The 16,593-nt window shown below is 71.2% G+C and carries 14 protein-coding genes; 11 read left to right on the forward strand and 3 right to left on the reverse strand.

Annotation, left to right across the window (positions count from 1 at the left end):
- Positions 1 to 72: 72 nt before the first annotated feature.
- Positions 73 to 1,959, reverse strand: coding sequence for a bifunctional metallophosphatase/5'-nucleotidase (locus ACZ6CV_RS19390; protein WP_469251970.1), 1,887 nt, complete (start codon positions 1,957 to 1,959; stop codon positions 73 to 75).
- A 663-nt stretch (positions 1,960 to 2,622) separates the two neighbouring features.
- Between ACZ6CV_RS19390 and mshD the strand changes: the two genes are divergently transcribed.
- The 11 genes from mshD (at position 2,623) to pstB (ending at position 14,842) form a co-directional block, all read left to right on the forward strand.
- Positions 2,623 to 3,558: a mycothiol synthase gene (gene mshD, locus ACZ6CV_RS19395; RefSeq protein ID WP_469251971.1), complete on the forward strand. Its 936-nt coding sequence runs from the start codon at positions 2,623 to 2,625 to the stop codon at positions 3,556 to 3,558.
- A 193-nt stretch (positions 3,559 to 3,751) separates the two neighbouring features.
- Positions 3,752 to 4,165: a GntR family transcriptional regulator gene (locus ACZ6CV_RS19400; protein ID WP_469251972.1), complete on the forward strand. Its 414-nt coding sequence runs from the start codon at positions 3,752 to 3,754 to the stop codon at positions 4,163 to 4,165.
- On the forward strand, positions 4,162 to 5,073 hold the full coding sequence (locus ACZ6CV_RS19405; protein ID WP_469251973.1) for an ABC transporter ATP-binding protein: 912 nt from the start codon (positions 4,162 to 4,164) through the stop codon (positions 5,071 to 5,073). The genes ACZ6CV_RS19400 and ACZ6CV_RS19405 overlap by 4 nt, the downstream gene beginning before the upstream one ends.
- Positions 5,070 to 6,119 carry a hypothetical protein gene (locus ACZ6CV_RS19410; RefSeq protein WP_469251974.1) on the forward strand — a complete coding sequence of 350 codons (1,050 nt, stop codon included), beginning with the start codon at positions 5,070 to 5,072 and terminating at the stop codon, positions 6,117 to 6,119. The genes ACZ6CV_RS19405 and ACZ6CV_RS19410 overlap by 4 nt, the downstream gene beginning before the upstream one ends.
- Before the next feature lie 263 nt (positions 6,120 to 6,382).
- Positions 6,383 to 8,683 (forward strand): RNA degradosome polyphosphate kinase, encoded by a 2,301-nt coding sequence (locus tag ACZ6CV_RS19415; protein ID WP_469251975.1) that lies wholly within the window; start codon positions 6,383 to 6,385, stop codon positions 8,681 to 8,683.
- Position 8,684: 1 nt separating this feature from the next.
- Entirely contained in the window at positions 8,685 to 10,016 is a 1,332-nt protein-coding gene (locus ACZ6CV_RS19420; protein ID WP_469252028.1) for a CHAD domain-containing protein, read from the forward strand.
- On the forward strand, positions 10,013 to 10,459 hold the full coding sequence (locus ACZ6CV_RS19425) for an NUDIX hydrolase (protein ID WP_469251976.1): 447 nt from the start codon (positions 10,013 to 10,015) through the stop codon (positions 10,457 to 10,459). Before ACZ6CV_RS19420 ends, ACZ6CV_RS19425 begins: the two co-directional genes overlap by 4 nt.
- Before the next feature lie 245 nt (positions 10,460 to 10,704).
- Positions 10,705 to 11,829 (forward strand): phosphate ABC transporter substrate-binding protein PstS, encoded by a 1,125-nt coding sequence (pstS, locus tag ACZ6CV_RS19430; RefSeq protein WP_469251977.1) that lies wholly within the window; start codon positions 10,705 to 10,707, stop codon positions 11,827 to 11,829.
- Positions 11,830 to 11,942: 113 nt separating this feature from the next.
- On the forward strand, positions 11,943 to 12,965 hold the full coding sequence (gene pstC, locus ACZ6CV_RS19435; RefSeq protein WP_469251978.1) for a phosphate ABC transporter permease subunit PstC: 1,023 nt from the start codon (positions 11,943 to 11,945) through the stop codon (positions 12,963 to 12,965).
- Positions 12,962 to 14,035, forward strand: coding sequence for a phosphate ABC transporter permease PstA (gene pstA, locus ACZ6CV_RS19440; RefSeq protein WP_469251979.1), 1,074 nt, complete (start codon positions 12,962 to 12,964; stop codon positions 14,033 to 14,035). The genes pstC and pstA overlap by 4 nt, the downstream gene beginning before the upstream one ends.
- A gap of 30 nt (positions 14,036 to 14,065) precedes the next feature.
- Complete coding sequence (gene pstB, locus ACZ6CV_RS19445; RefSeq protein WP_355820283.1) at positions 14,066 to 14,842, forward strand: phosphate ABC transporter ATP-binding protein PstB; 777 nt, start codon at positions 14,066 to 14,068, stop codon at positions 14,840 to 14,842.
- 108 nt (positions 14,843 to 14,950) lie between these two features.
- Here the strand turns inward: pstB and ACZ6CV_RS19450 are convergent, their stop codons facing one another.
- The gene (locus tag ACZ6CV_RS19450) at positions 14,951 to 15,949 is read right to left on the reverse strand and encodes an inorganic phosphate transporter (protein ID WP_469251980.1); all 999 of its coding nucleotides are present in this window, start codon (positions 15,947 to 15,949) and stop codon (positions 14,951 to 14,953) included.
- Between the two features lie 9 nt (positions 15,950 to 15,958).
- Entirely contained in the window at positions 15,959 to 16,579 is a 621-nt protein-coding gene (locus ACZ6CV_RS19455; RefSeq protein WP_324767024.1) for a DUF47 domain-containing protein, read from the reverse strand.
- Positions 16,580 to 16,593 lie beyond the last annotated feature (14 nt).

A 16,593-nucleotide genomic window follows, 5' to 3' on the forward strand; every position in this document is an offset into this window, starting at 1 on the left:
CTCACCATACGTTCACACCCCACCCCAAGCCTTACACCCGGTAACGCCCGGTTTCCGCCCGAGTGACATCCACTACTTCACGACCGTGATCCGGTCCGCGCCGGGCGGCGCGATCGGCTTGTCCGCCGAGGAGTTGGCGATCATGTAATCGCTGAACGCCTTCAGGTCGTCGCTGCCGACCAGCGGCTTCGTGCCCTTGCCGAGCTCCGCGAAGCCGTCGCCGCCGCCCGCGAGGAAGGAGTTCATCGCGACGCGGTAGGTGGCGGCCGGGTCGATGGCCTTTCCGTTCAGCTTGACGGTGTCGGCGACGACGCGGTCCGCGCCGGTCCTGGTCATGTCCAGCGTGTACGTCAGCCCGTCCGAGACCTGAAGGATCTTCGGCGAGGCCTGATTGCCCCCGCTGACCTGCTGCTTCAGTCCGGTGACGAGCTGCGCGCCGGTCAGGTCGACCAGATTGACCGTGTTGCTGAACGGCTGGACGGTGAACGCCTCGCCGTAGGTAACGACGCCGTCACCCTCCTTGCCGCTCGCCTTGTAGACGATGTCGGAGCGGATGCCGCCCGGGTTCATCAGGGCGAGATCGGCCTCCGGGTCGAGGGACTTGGCGTGCGCGAGCTGCGCGTCGGCGATGAGGTCGCCGAGCGGGGACTCGGGGGAGGTGGCGCCGCGGCCGGGGATGTCCGCCGAGATGTAGCCGACGGGCTTGTCGGCGACCGGCGCGGCGAGCTTGTCCCAGCGGGCGATGAGCGAGGTCATGTCCGGGGCCTTGGCCTGCTCGCGGCTGACCACGTGGTTCGCGGACTTCACGCCGGTCCGCACGATGTCCCTGGTCCTGCGGTCGTACGTGAGGGTGGTGTCCGTGTAGAGCTTCCCGAACGAGGACGCCGAGGTCACCATGCGGGGCTTGCCGGCCGGGTCGGGGATCGTACAGACGTACGCGTTGTGCGTGTGCCCGGTGACGAGGGCGTCGACCTTGGGCGTGATGCCCTTGGCGATGTCGGTGATCGGGCCGGATATGCCGCCGCCCGCGGCCGGGGAGTCGCAGTCGTAGTTGTACGCCTGGCTCGCCGGGACGCCGCCCTCGTGGATCAGGGTGACGATGGACTTCACGCCCTGCTTGTCGAGGACCTTCGCGTACTTGTTGACGGTCTCGATCTCGTCGTGGAACTTCAGCCCCTTGACGCCGTCGGCGGAGACGATGTCCGGGGTGCCCTCCAGGGTGACCCCGATGAAGCCGATCTTCACGCCCTTGTGCTTCCACACCCAGTAGGGCTTGAGGAGTGGCTTGCCGGTCTTCTCGTCGGTGACGTTGGCGGTGAGGTACGGGTAGTCGGCGCCCTTGAACTTCTTGCCCTTGCCGTGCCCGTCCTTCTCGAAGCAGCCGTCCTTGGGGTGACAGCCGCCGTTCTGGATACGGGACAGCTCCTTGGCGCCCTCGTCGAACTCGTGGTTGCCGACGCTGGTGACGTCCAGGTCGAGCTTGTTCATGGCCTCGACGGTGGGCTCGTCGTGGAAGAGGCCGGAGAGCAGCGGGCTGGCGCCGATGAGGTCGCCGGCGGCGGCGGTGACGGTGTAGGGGTGGCTCTTGCGGGCGGTGCGCAGCGACGTGGCGAGGTACTCGACGCCGCCGGCGTCGATCTTCTTCTCGGTGCCGTCGGGCTGCTTCTCCGTGACCTGGCCGGAGGAGCCGGCGGGGGGCTGGAGGTTGCCGTGGAAGTCGTTGAAGGAGAGCAGTTGGACGTCGACCGTGCGGTGTGTTGCGGCGGCGCTTTGGCCGTGGCGGGGGTGGGCCTGCGTCGTGTGGTCCTGTGCCGTGTGGGCCTGCTTCGTGTGGTCCTGCCCCGCGCCGGCGGGCAGCGCGGCGGCCATCGCGCCGGCGGTGGCGAGGCCCGCCGCCACGGCGAGGACGCGGGTGGCTCGGCGCCTGGGCCTTCGGTGCTTTGCTGTGCTGCCGGACACGAGTTCCCCCGGGGGTCGTGGGCGTGAAGTGGGACCGTCGGGAAGCCTAGGGTCAACGCGCGTAGGTCGACAGGGGGTTGGGGGTCACATCCTGGTTTCCATCCGGGGCGTTGCGCGGGGGGCGGTGACGGGGCCCTCCTGAACCGGCACGTTCCCGCCCCGCGTCCCCGCTCCGCGGGGTCTTCCCCACCCACCCGCCCCATCCCCTGCCCGGCACGCACACCCCCCGCGTGCCCGCTACGCGGCGCGCAGCGCGATACCGCCACCCACCGGCCCGCAGACAAAATCCAGCCCGCCCGTCGTACAAGATCCAGCCCGTCCGGCGCTTGAGGACGAGCGCGGAGCGCGATACCGCCACCCACCGGCCCGCAGACGAAATCCAGCCCGTCCGTCGTACAAGATCCAGCCCGTCCGGCGCTTGAGGACGAGCGCGCAGCGCGATACCGCCACCCACCGGCCCGCAGACAAAATCCAGCCCGTCCGTCGTACAAGATCCAGCCCGTCCGGCGCTTGAGGACGAGCGCGGAGCGCGATACCGCCACCCACCGGCCCGCACCCGAGAGGCGAGCCCGGGTCCCAAGCCCGTCCGGCGTTTGAGGACGCGGGCGCGCAGCGCGATGCCCCCACCCCCAAAGGCGCCCCCGCCCGAATACGCTCGGGATTATGACTGACCACCACCCCGCCGAGCCCGCCTCCCCCGCCCCCCTCCGGACGATCGACACCCTCACCGCCCTCTCCCCCGCCCAGGCCGACGCCGTACTCGCGCTGCTCGCCGAGGCCGCCCGTACGGACGGGCAGCAGGCGGTGTCCGAGCAGGGGCGGCTGCAACTGCGCGGCGGCGCCCGCGAAGGCGTCCGGCATCTGCTGCTCGGCGTCGGCGACGACCTCGTCGGCTACGCACAGCTGGAGGACACCGACCCCATCGAGGCGCCCGCCGCCGAACTCGTCGTGCACCCCGCCCACCGCGGCCGCGGGCACGGCCGGGCGCTCGGCGCGGCCCTGCTCGCCGAGTCCGGCCGCCGCCTGCGCGTCTGGGCGCACGGCGGACACTCCGCCGCCCGGCACCTCGCCCAGGTCCTCGGTCTCGCCCTGTTCCGCGAACTGCGCCAGATGCGACGCTCGTTGGCCGACCTGGACCTGCCCGACCCGGTCCTGCCCGCGGGCGTCACCCTCCGCACTTTCGTGCCCGGCCAGGACGACGCGGCCTGGCTCGCGGTGAACGCCGCGGCCTTCGCCCACCACCCCGAGCAGGGCTCCCTCACCCAGCGCGACCTGGACGACCGCAAGGCGGAGGCGTGGTTCGACCCAGCGGGCTTCTTCCTCGCGGAGAAGGACGGCGAACTGGTCGGCTTCCACTGGACGAAGGTGCACGCGGAGGAACGTCTCGGCGAGGTGTACGTGGTCGGCGTGCGGCCCGGCGCGCAGGGCGGCGGCCTCGGCAAGGCCCTGACCACGACCGGCCTGCGCCACCTCGCGCAGGCCGGCCTGCCGACCGCGATGCTGTACGTGGACGCGGACAACAAGGCGGCCGTCAGCGTCTACGAGCGACTCGGCTTCGTCACCCACGAGACGGACCTGATGTACCGCACCGAGTCCTGAGCCCGGCGACGTATCACCGAAGGGCGCGGCGTTCCTGGAATGGAACGCCGCGCCCTTCGGTCGTTCCTACCTCGTACCGCGCCCCCTCCCCCTCCCCCTTCCCCACGCCCCATTTCGCACCGCCCTCTTGACTCACGCCCACCCTTCCACCACCCTTTCACTACTCAATTAGTGAAAGGGTGGTGGAAAGGCAGTGCTCGAGTACCGGATCGATCGGCGCAGCGGCGTCGCCACCTATCTCCAGATCGTCCAGCAGACCCAACAGGCCCTGCGCCTGGGCCTGTTGGAGACCGGCGACAAGTTGCCCACGGCCCGCGAGGTGGTCGAGGCCACCGCCATCAATCCGAACACCGTGCTGAAGGCCTACCGCGAGCTGGAGCGGGAGGGCCTGGTCGAGGCCCGGCGCGGGCTCGGCACCTTCGTGCGCCGCACGCTCGGCCACGCACCGGCCGACTCACCGCTGCGGGGCGAGCTCGTCGAGTGGGCCGCACGGGCCCGGCGGGCCGGCCTGGACCGGGACGACGTCGCGGCGCTCTTCACCGCCGTACTGGACGAGCAGTTCGTACCGGCAGCGGCGACAACACCTACCGAGGGGGACCCCGCGTGACCGACACCGCCATCGAGGCGAACGGACTGACCAAACAGCACGGCCGGAGCCGGAGCCGGAGCCGAACCGCCCTGGACGGCTGCTCGTTCCGCCTGCCCGCCGGACGCGTCTGCGCGGTCGTCGGGCCGAACGGCGCCGGCAAGTCGACCCTGCTCGCGCTCGCCGCGGGGCTCGACCGGCCCACCGCCGGCACCCTCTCCGTCCTCGGCACGCACCCCGCCGAGGCCCGCACCCGGGTCGCGTACGTGGCCCAGGACAAGCCGCTCCACCCGCAGTTGACCGTGGCGGCGACCCTGCGGCTCGGTGCCGAGCTCAACCCGGGGCGCTGGAACGCCGCCGTCGCCGAACGCGTCGTGGGCGACGGGGGCCTCGACATGGGCGCCCGCGTCCGCACCCTCTCCGGCGGAGAGCGCACCCGCGTCGCGCTCGCGCTCGCCCTCGGCAAACGCGCCGAACTGCTGCTCCTGGACGAGCCGATGGCCGACCTCGACCCGCTCGCCCGGCACCAGCTCATGGGCACGCTGATGGCCGAGGCCGCCGAGCACGGCACGACGGTCGTGATGTCCTCGCACATCGTCGGCGAACTCGCCGAGTCCTGCGACCACTTGCTGCTCATCGCCGCGGGGCGCATCCGCCTCGGCGGCGGCATCGACGATCTGATCGGCGCACACCGCCTGGTCACCGGGCCGGGACCCGTCGACCGGCTGCACCCGCACACCGTCGTCGAGTCCCGGCCCACCGGCCGCGGCCTGTCGGCGATGATCCGCCCCGAAGGCCCGGTCGGCGACGCCTGGGACGTCCAAGAACCCTCCCTGGAGGAGCTGTTGCTCGCCCATCTGCGCACCCCGGACACCGCGCCGCTGCTGACGCCGGGCACCACCCCCGCCACTCCGGCGGTGACCGCGTGACCACCCTGATGCCCGCACCCGAGAACGGGTCCGCGCCCAACCCCGCGTCCGCACCAGCCGAGGCACGCGGCGGCCGCACCGGCCTCTCCCTGCCCGGCCCCTTCCGGGCCGTCCTGCGCCAGCACCGCACCGCCCTGTGGATCACGGTCGCGCTGTTCGCGCTCGCCGCCGCGGCGCTGATCGCCGACCGGCTGTGGGTCGCCCACGCGGCCGACGTCTTCACCGCGTCCGACTGCTCGATCCGGCACACCACGCGGGAGTGCGGCGGCTCGGTCCGCGGCTACCTCGACGCCGAGCTGCAGCTCGACCGGAACCTCGACTACCTGGGCATGGGCCTGCTCGCGCTGCCCTGTCTGATCGGGGCGTTCGTCGCGGGGCCGCTCGTCGGGCGGGAGCTGGAGACCGGCACGTACAAGCTGGGCTGGACCCAGTCGGTCACACCGGCCCGCTGGCTCGCCGACCGCCTCCTCGTGTGCGCCGCGCTGGTGGCCGCCGGGACGACCGTGCTCGTCGCCGTCCAGCGCTGGGCCTGGACGACCGGGCCCGACCACGCGTACTCCAGGGGCCCCTGGTACGAGCGGGCGATCTACGGCTCGGTGGGCCCGGTCGCCCTGGCGTACGCCCTGCTCGGCCTCGCCGTCGGGGCGCTCGCCGGGCTCCTGCTGCGCCGGACGCTGCCCGCGATCGCGGCCGCGGTGGCCGTCACCGCCGGCGCGGTCGCCGCGCTGCCGCTGCTGCGCTCGCGTCTGTGGCCGACCGAGACGGTCACCTGGTCGAGGACCGGGCCGCCCGCCACGCCCCCCTTCGGCCTCCCCGTGGAGCGGGGTCTGCTCACCGCCGACGGGGGACGGCTGCCCGAATCGCTGTGCTGGGGCCCCGACCCCGAGCGGTGCGCCGCCGACCACCAAGTCACCGGCTGGTACGCGGAGTTCCATCCCTCGTCGCACTTCTGGCCGCTCCAGCTCGTGGAGAGCGGAATCGTGCTCGCCCTCACGGCCGCCGCCGTCTACGCCGCCTTCCGCCTGCTGCGCCGCCGCGCGGCCTGACCGCACGCCGCCGCGGCCGAAACCGTACGCTCATCCGGCCGGAACCCTACGATCCGCCGCAGGCCCCCGCGCCGAGGACGCCCGGGGGTCTTCGGCCGATGTCCCGCACGTCATGTCGCCGTAACCACTGATTCAGACAGGCTTGCGACGCTCGCCCAATGCAGCCGTCCGTGCCCGACCCCGCCCCGGAGAACGGGAAGCGCCGTCTCGCTCCCGCGCTCTCCGACGCGCCTGTCGTCGCGTCCGCGCGGAAGAATGGTCGTATGAGCCAGCAGAACACGCAGGGACCGGCCCACCCGTCTGCGAGCACGGCCCTCGGGCACGACCCCGTGGGCCGCCCGGACGCCCGGCACGTCCAGCCTTCCGTGGGTTCCATCGCCGCGCACCGCCCGGCCACCATCGCCGCCACCGTCTCCGACCTCGACCCGGACATCGACGCCGACCTCGACGCGTACGACGAGGACGCCCAGATCGGGCACGACGGCGCCGAGCTGCCCCAGGGGCGGTTCCTGGACCGGGAGCGCAGCTGGCTCGCCTTCAACGAACGGGTGCTCGAACTCGCCGAGGACCCGCAGACCCCGCTCCTGGAACGGGCGAACTTCCTGGCGATCTTCGCCTCGAACCTCGACGAGTTCTTCATGGTCCGCGTCGCCGGCCTCAAGCGGCGCATCGCCACCGGCGTCGCCACCCGTTCGGCCTCCGGCCTGCAACCCCGCGAGGTGCTCGAACTCATCTGGAACCGCTCCCGTGAGCTCATGGCCCGGCACGCCGCCTGCTACCAGGACGACGTCGCGCCCGGCCTCGCCGACGAGGGCATCCACCTGGTGCGCTGGCACGAGCTGACCGAGAAGGAGCAGTCCCGGCTCTTCACGCTCTTCCGGCAGCAGATCTTCCCCGTCCTGACCCCGCTCGCCGTGGACCCCGCGCACCCCTTCCCGTACATCTCGGGGCTCTCGCTCAACCTCGCCGTGGTGGTCCGCAACCCGGTGTCCGGGCATCAGCACTTCGCACGGGTGAAGGTCCCTCCGCTGCTCTCCCGCTTCCTGGAGGCGTCCCCGCAGCGGTACGTGCCGATCGAGGACGTCATCGCCGCGCCCGCGCACCTCCAGGAGCTCTTTCCCGGCATGGAGATCCAGGAGCACCACATGTTCCGGCTCACCAGGAACGAGGACCTGGAGGTCGAGGAGGACGACGCGGAGAACCTGCTCCAGGCCCTGGAGAAGGAGCTCATGCGGCGCCGTTTCGGGCCGCCCGTGCGCCTGGAGGTCGAGGAGTCCATCGCGCCGAACGTGCTCAGCCTGCTGGTGCGCGAGCTGAAGATCAGCGAGGCCGAGGTCTATCCGCTGCCCGGACCGCTGGACCTCACCGGCCTCTTCAGCATCGCCAAACTGGACCGGCCGGAGCTGAAGTACCCCAAGTTCGTGGCGGGCACCCACCGCGACCTCGCCGAGGTCGAGTCGGCGTCCGCCCCCGACATATTCGCGGCCCTTCACGAACGCGACGTACTCCTGCACCACCCGTACGACTCGTTCTCCACGTCCGTGCAGGCGTTCCTGGAGCAGGCCGCGTCCGACCCGGACGTGCTCGCCATCAAGCAGACGCTGTACCGCACCTCCGGGGACTCCCCGATAGTGGACGCGCTGATCGACGCCGCCGAGTCCGGCAAACAGGTCCTCGTCCTCGTGGAGATCAAGGCCCGCTTCGACGAGCAGGCCAACATCAAGTGGGCGCGGAAGCTGGAGGAGGCGGGCTGCCACGTCGTCTACGGCCTCGTCGGCCTGAAGACGCACTGCAAGCTCTCCCTCGTCGTGCGCCAGGAGGGCGAGACCCTGGTCCGCTACTCGCACGTGGGCACCGGCAACTACCACCCCAAGACCGCCCGCCTGTACGAGGATCTCGGCCTGCTCACCTCCAACGCGGAGGTCGGCGCGGACCTCTCCGACCTCTTCAACCGGCTCTCCGGGTACTCCCGCAGGGAGACCTACCGCCGGCTGCTCGTGGCCCCCAAGTCGCTGCGCGACGGGCTCGTCTCCCGCATCGACAAGGAGACGCAGCACCACCGGGCGGGCCGCCCCGCCCACGTCCGCATCAAGGTCAACTCGATGGTCGACGAGGCCGTCGTCGACGCGCTGTACCGGGCGTCGCAGGCGGGCGTCGAGGTGGACGTGTGGGTGCGCGGCATCTGCGCGGTGCGCCCCGGCGTCGAGGGGCTCTCGGAGAACATCCGGGTGCGCTCCGTCCTCGGCCGCTTCCTGGAGCACTCCCGCATCTTCGCCTTCGGCAACGGGGGCGAGCCGGAGGTGTGGATCGGCAGCGCCGACATGATGCACCGCAATCTCGACCGCCGCATCGAGGCGCTGGTCAGGGTCCAGGACCCGGCGCACCGGGCGGCCCTCAGCCGGCTCCTGGAGACCGGCATGTCGGACACCACCGCCTCCTGGCACCTGGGCGCGGACGGCAACTGGACCCGCCACTCGGTGGATCCGGAGGGCCGGCCCCTGCGGAACGTACAGGAGATGCTCATAGACGCCCGGAGGCGCCGGCGTGGCACAGCGACACCGTGAGATGACGAGTACGGGGACGGATACGGGGACGGGGGTCGGTACGGGTACGGGGGACGGCGCGGGTTCCGCGGATTCCGCTTCCGCGGGTGAGGTGCTCACGGTCTATCTGCAGGAGCAGGCGACCGAGTTCCTGCGCTCGTTGCGGCTGCACCGCGAGTCGTCGGCGGACACGCAGGGCGCCGAGGAGTCCTCGGCGGCGGCCCGCTCGCTGCGCCGCGCGGCCCGCCGCATCAGCGGCACCCTGCACACGTTCGCCCCGCTCCTGGACCCGGACTGGTCCTCCGCGCTCCGGCCCGAACTGGCGTGGCTGTCCGGCACGTTGGCGCAGGAGCACGCGTACGCGCTGCGCCTGGAGCGGCTGTCGGGGGCGCTGCACCGGCTGTCGGGCCCGCCGGAGCCCTCGGGGGTGGGGGTGGGTGCGGGGCCGGGCGCGGACCTCGGTGCGGGCCCCGGTGCGGGTGTGGGTCCCGGCGTGGGTGCGGTGTCGCGTACGGGGGGTACGGGGGTCCTCGCCGCGTCCGCCGTCTCCGCGCGGCGGAACGGGTGGCCGCAGGCCACGGCCACGGTGCCGGGGCCGGGGCCGGGAGGCACGGGGTCAGGAGGGCCGGGAGGCCCCGAGTCGGGTGCCGGTGCGGGCCACCGCGGCGTCACCCTCCGCGGACCCGCCGCCGCCGCCGGCACCGGCCCCCGGAAACCCGCCGCCGGCGCCACGACCCGCGGTCTCGCGGTGGGCGCGGCCAAGGCCGCCGCCCTCCTGGAGCGCCAGCTCACCCTCGCCAGGACGCGGGCCCACTCCGCCGCCCTGCAGGCCCTCGGCTCCTCCCGCTTCCACGCGGTGGCGGACAGCGTCGCCGTACTGGCCAGCGAGGTCCCCCTGCGCGGCGCCGCAGGCCACGACCTGCGGCACCTGGCCGCCGCCGCCGAGTCCGCACTCGCCGAAGCCGTCGGCGCGCTGCCGCTCGGCCAGGCGGGCCACCCCTACAACGCCGGCGCCCTCGTCCACGGCCTCGGCGCGGACACGGCCCCCGACGCGCAGGACGCGCCCTGGCTGAAGGTCCGCTCCCTGCTGCGCCTGCACCGGTACGCCCAGGAGGTCGTCCTCGGCCACGCGCCCCCGCAACCCCGCGTGCTGGACGCGGGCCACGCCCTGAACGTCCACCGTGAGGCGGCGGCCGCGGCGGCCGCGGCGGCCCAGGCGGCGCGCACCCCGCGGATCGCGCCTGCCACGGCGTACGCCCTGGGTGTGCTGCACGCCGATCAGCGCCACGATGTGGAGGCGGCACGTTTCGCCTTCCAACAGGCGTGGCCGCACGAGGAGGTGCGGGCCCGGTGACGCACGGCGCGGGCGAGCACACCGTCCTCGCGGCGGGCTGCGTCCTGTGGCGCCCCGCGCCCGGCACCGCGGACGGCATCGAGCTCGCCCTGGTGCACCGCCCCAAGTGGGCGGACTGGTCCCACCCGAAGGGCAAGCTCAAGCACGCCGAGCCGGCCGCCGACGCGGCCGTGCGGGAGGTCCTGGAGGAGACCGGGATGCGGTGCGAGCTCGGCGCGGAGCTGTCCACCGCGCGCTACCGGGACGCCCGGGGCAACCCCAAGGAGGTGCGCTACTGGGCCGCGGAGGCGGTCGGCGGCACCTTCGTCCCCAACGACGAGGTCTCGCACCTGCGTTGGCTGGCGCCGGAGGCGGCCCGCCGCGCCCTGACCCGGTCCCGCGACGCGGAGCTCGTCGGCGAACTGCTCGCGGCGCTCGGCCGCACCACGACGGACGACCACTGACGGCCACTGACCGCACCGACGGCCACTGACCGCGCCGACGGCCGCTGACGGCCACCGGCCTCCATAACCGTACGTAGCAGTACCGTTACCTCTCGTAGCAGATCGCCTCACCAGGCCGACCGCCGAGGTTCACCCGCCGTTCACTCGTGCCCATCGGCTGCTTCACCTGCCCTGCCTAATTTCGGCCTTACAACACCTCGCACGCCGCCAGCAAGGGTCGGCGGCTCCCGGAAGGAAGACCCGAAGTGAAGCTTCAGCGCAAGAACCGGCTCCGCGCCCTCTCCCTCGGCGCCCTCGCCGTCTCCGGCGCCCTGGCCCTCACGGCGTGCGGCTCCGACGACACGAGCTCGGGCGGTGGCGGCAAGGAGACCAACGCCAACGCGAACATCAAGTGCGACGACGCCAAGGGGCAGCTCGCGGCGTCGGGTTCGTCCGCGCAGAAGAACGCCGTCGACGCCTGGCGGAAGGTCTACACGACCAACTGCAAGGACGTGCAGCTGAACTACAACCCGACGGGTTCGGGCGCCGGCATCACCGCGTTCACGCAGGGCCAGACCGCGTTCGCCGGCTCCGACTCGGCGCTGAAGCCGGAGGAGATCGAGAAGTCGAAGAAGGTCTGCAAGGGCAGCCAGGCCATCGACCTGCCCATGGTGGGCGGCCCGATCGCCATCGGCTACAACGTCCCCGGCGTCGACAGCCTGACCCTGGACGCCAAGACCCTCGGCGACATCTTCAACAACAAGATCAAGACCTGGGACGACAAGGCGATCAAGAAGCTCAACCCCGACGCCAAGCTCCCCGGCACCAAGATCCAGGCGTTCCACCGCTCCGACGAGTCCGGCACCACGGACAACTTCACCAAGTACCTGAAGGGCGCCGCCCCCGACGCCTGGCCGTACGAGCCGGGCAAGTCGTGGGAGCCCAAGGGCGGCCAGTCCGCCAACGGTTCCGCGGGTGTCGCGGGCCAGGTCAAGCAGACCCCGGGCGCCATCTCGTACTTCGAGCTCTCCTACGCCGGTGAGGGCATCAAGACCGTCGACGTGAAGACGGACGCCAAGGAGCCGGTGAAGGCCACCGTCGACAACGCCTCCAAGGCCATCGCCGAGGCGAAGATCAAGGGCAAGGGCAAGGACCTCGCGCTCGAACTGAACTACAAGCCGACCGCCGAGGGCGCCTACCCGATCACCCTGGTCACCTACGAGGTCGTCTGCGAGAAGGGCAACAAGCCCGAGACGCTCGCCGCCACCAAGTCCTTCCTGACCTACATCGCCAGCGAGGACGGCCAGAACGTCCTCAAGGACAACGACTACGCGCCGATCCCGGCCGAGATCATCACCAAGGTCCGCTCCACCGTCGCGGGCCTGAGCTAGCTGAACCGAGTGCGGCCGGCCCCGCGGTACCAGGGCCGGCCGCACCGTCCGGTGCACCGCCGCCACGGAGCGCCTGCCCCCGCGCACGGCGCCTCCGCAGACCGGAGAACCCCATGGACATACCCAGCAACACCACCGCACCTCCACCCGTCGACGACGCCAGGCCGGCGGCCCCGGTGAGCAAGGCCGCCGCCCGCGGCGCCACCCGCCCCGGCGACCGGATCTTCCTCGGCCTCTCCCGCGGTTCCGGCATCACGCTCCTCGTGATCATGGCCGCCATCGCCGCGTTCCTCACGTACCGCACGGCCCTCGCCCTCGCCGACAACACGGGCAACTTCCTCACCACCTTCGAATGGGACCCGGCCGGCGCCTCCACCGGCGGCAAGCCGTACTTCGGCATCGCCGTCCTGGTCTTCGGCACCGTGGTGAGCTCGCTGATCGCCCTCGTGATCGCGGTCCCCGTCGCCATCGGCATCGCGCTGTTCATCTCGCACTACGCGCCGCGCAGCCTGGCGGGCCCCATCGCCTTCGTGATCGACCTGCTGGCCGCCGTGCCCTCGATCGTGTACGGCCTGTGGGGCGCCCTCGTCGTCGCCCCGAACCTCACCGGCCTCTACAGCTGGCTCGACGACTACCTCGGCTGGACCGGCGTCTTCGAGTACCAGGGCGGCGCCCCGCGCTCCCTGATGACCGTCGGAATCCTCCTCGCGATCATGATCCTGCCGATCATCACCAATGTGAGCCGCGAGGTCTTCCTGCAGGTCCCCAAGGCGCACGAGGAGGCCGCGCTGGCCCTCGGCGCCACCCGCTGGGAGGTCATCCGGATGTCGGTGCTGCCCTTCGGCCGCTCCGGGATCATCTCCGCCTCGATGCTGGGCCTCGGCCGCGCGCTCGGCGAGACGATCGCCGTCGCCACCGTGCTCTCCCCGACCTTCGTGATCCAGGCCTCCGTGCTCGATTACGGCGGCGGCACCTTCGCGCAGAACATCGCCAGCAAGTTCAACGAGGCCAGCTCGTACGGCCAGGACGCGCTCATCGCCTCCGGCCTGATCCTGTTCCTCATCACGCTGCTGGTCAACGGCGCGGCCCGCCTGATCATCGCGCGCCGCAAGGAGTACTCGGGGGCCAACGCATGACCACCACGACATCCACCCCGTCCGACCCGCTCGTCCAGCGCCCTTCGACGCTCCGGGCGGCCGCCCTCCCGCGCTGGTCCCCCGCGGCCGTCGCGGCCGGCTCGGCCGCCGTCGCGATCGCCGTCGGCGCCGGGGCGGGACTGGACAGCCGCATCCAGTGGGGCCTGATCGCCGCGCTGCTCTTCATCGCCGGCTCGTACGCCCTCGCCGTCGCCGTCGAAGGCGTCCGGCAGGCCAAGGACCGCCTCGCCACCTCGCTGGTCTGGGTCATGTTCCTGCTGGCCGTCGTCCCGCTGGCCTCGCTGATCTACGAGACCGTGCAGCGCGGCATCAAGGTCTTCGACGTCTACTTCCTCACCCACTCGATGGGCGTCGTCGCCGACGACGAGGTGGGCGGCGGTGTCTACCACGCGCTCATCGGCACCCTGGAGCAGGTGCTCCTGGCCTCCGTGATCGCCGTGCCGATCGGCCTGCTCACCGCGGTCTACCTGGTGGAGTACGGGCGCGGGAGGCTCTCCAAGGTCGTCACGTTCTTCGTGGACGTCATGACCGGCATCCCGTCGATCGTCGCGGGCCTGTTCGTGCTCAGCTTCTGGATCCTGATCCTCGGCTTCGACTTCTCCGGCTGGGCCGGCGCGATGGCGCTCGCCATCCTGATGATGCCGGTCGTCGTGCGCTCCACCGAGGAGATGCTCAAGCTCGTGCCGAACGAGCTGCGCGAGGCCTCCCTCGCCCTCGGCGTGCCGAAGTGGCGGACCATCCTCAAGGTCGTGCTGCCCACCGCGGTCGGCGGCATCACCACGGGCGTCATGCTCGCGGTGGCCCGCATCGCCGGCGAGACCGCGCCGGTCCTGCTGCTCGTCTGGGTGAACCCCCTGATCAACACGAACCCCTTCGAGGGCTCGCAGGCGTCGCTGCCGCTGTACATCTACCAGCAGTACGCGGCGGGCAACGACGCGGCGTACGACCGGGCCTGGGCGGCGGCCCTCACCCTCATCGCCTTCATCATGATCCTCAACCTGGCGGCCCGCGGCGTAGCCCGCTGGAAGGCCCCCAAGACGGGCCGCTGAGCGGCCACTCGGAAAGAAGCAGTGATCCTTATGGCCAAGCGAATCGACGTATCGGGCCTGACCGCCTTCTACGGCTCCCACAAGGCGATCGACGACATCTCGATGACCGTGGAGCCGCGCTCCGTGACGGCCTTCATCGGCCCGTCCGGCTGCGGCAAGTCCACGTTCCTGCGCACCCTGAACCGCATGCACGAGGTCACCTCCGGCGGGCGCGTCGAGGGCAAGGTGCTCCTGGACGACGAGGACCTGTACGGCGCGGGCGTGGACCCGGTGGCGGTGCGCCGCACGGTCGGCATGGTCTTCCAGCGCCCCAACCCGTTCCCCACGATGTCGATCTTCGACAACGTCGCGGCGGGCCTGAAGCTGAACGGCTCGTACAAGAAGAGCGAGCTGAACGACGTCGTGGAGAAGTCCCTGAAGGGCGCGAACCTCTGGAACGAGGTCAAGGACCGTCTCAACAAGCCCGGCTCGGGCCTCTCCGGCGGCCAGCAGCAGCGGCTGTGCATCGCGCGGGCCATCGCGGTCGAGCCCGACGTGCTCCTCATGGACGAGCCCTGCTCGGCGCTCGACCCGATATCGACACTCGCCATCGAGGACCTCATCGGCGAGCTGAAGGAGCGCTTCACGATCGTCATCGTGACGCACAACATGCAGCAGGCGGCGCGCGTCTCGGACCGCACGGCCTTCTTCAACCTCGCCGCGGTCGGCCAGCCCGGCAAGCTCGTCGAGATCGACGAGACGGAGCGGATCTTCTCCAACCCGTCGGTGCAGGCGACCGAGGACTACATCTCGGGCCGCTTCGGCTGAGCCCGCTCCCGACTCCTTGCGGTGCTGCATGGCGGTGCCACCGCAGGGGCAACAAGGAAGGCCCGCCCCCTGGCTCCCGGGGGGCGGGCCTTTCCGTCGTGCTGCTTCCTACAGGAACGCGAGGTCCACGACCCAGAAGCTGAGCGCCGCGACGATCGCGGCCGCCGGCATCGTGATGAACCAGCCCAGGATGATGTTCTTGGCGACACCCCACCGCACCGCGTTGACCCGCTTCGTCGCGCCCACACCCATGATCGCGGAGGTGATGACGTGGGTGGTGGAGATCGGCGCGTGGAACATGAAGGCCGTGCTGAACATGATGCCCGCGCCGGTCGTCTCGGCGGCGAAGCCCTGCGGCGGGTCCAGCTCGATGATCTTGCGGCCGAGAGTACGCATGATGCGCCAGCCGCCCGCGTACGTACCGAGCGAGAGCATCAGCGCACAGGCGATCTTGACCCAGATCGGGATGGGCGCGTCGGCGTCCTGCACGTCGGAGATGACCAGGGCCATCACCACGATGCCCATGGTCTTCTGCGCGTCCTGCAGGCCGTGCCCGAGCGCCATGCCGGCCGCGGAGACGGTCTGCGCGATGCGGAAGCCGCGCTTGGCCTTGTGCGGGTTGGACTTGCGGAACATCCACATGATCGCGCACATCACCAGATAGCCGACGACGAGGCCGACCACCGGCGACAGGAACATCGGGATGACGATCTTGTCGACGACCCCGGACCAGATGACCCCGATCCCGCCGGCAAGGGCCGCGCCGACCATGCCGCCGAAGAGGGCGTGCGAGGAGGACGAGGGCAGGCCGAAGTACCAGGTGATGAGGTTCCACACGATCGCGCCGACGAGCGCGGCGAAGAGCACCCACATGCCCCTGTTGCCGTGCGGGGTCTCGATGAGTCCCTCGCTCACGGTCTTGGCGACGCCGCTGCCGAGGAAGGCGCCCGCCAGGTTCATCACCGCGGCCATGGCGAGCGCCGCGCGGGGCGTCAGGGCACGCGTGGAGACGGACGTGGCGATGGCGTTCGCGGAGTCGTGGAAGCCGTTCGTATAAGTGAATCCGAGCGCGACGCCGATGGTCACGATCAAGGCAAAGGTGTCCATGGCGGTGTCTCAGGACTCCTTGACCGCGATGGTCTCCACAGTGTTCGCCACGTGCTCGAAGGCGTCGGCGGCCTCTTCCAGCACATCCACGATCTGCTTCAGCTTCAGCACTTCCATGGCGTCGTACTTGCCGTTGAAGAGCTGCGCCAGGAGCTTGCGGTGGATCTGGTCGGCCTGGTTCTCCAGACGGTTGACCTCGATCCAGTACTCGGTGAGGTTCGACATCGTCCGCAGGTTGGGCATGGCCTCGGCGGTGAGCTCGGCGGCCCTGGCGAGGACCTCGATCTGCTGCTCGACGCCCTTGGGGAGCTCCTCGACCTGGTACAGGACGACCAGGTCGACGGCCTCCTCCATGAAGTCCATGATGTCGTCGAGGGACGAGGCGAGGTTGTAGATGTCCTCGCGGTCGAACGGCGTGATGAAGGAGGAGTTCAGCTGGTGGAAGATCGCATGCGTGGCGTCGTCTCCCGCGTGTTCCGCGGCCCGCATCCGCTCTGCGATCTCGGCTCGTGCGGAAGAGTCCGCTCCGAGCAGTTCCATGAGGAGCTTCGAGCCCGTGACGATGTTGTCCGCGGATGCGGCGAACATGTCGTAGAAGCTCGTCTCCCTGGGGGTCAGACGAAAGCGCACGTGGGGTCCTCGGG

This window comes from Streptomyces sp. NPDC041713 (genome assembly GCF_055591085.1).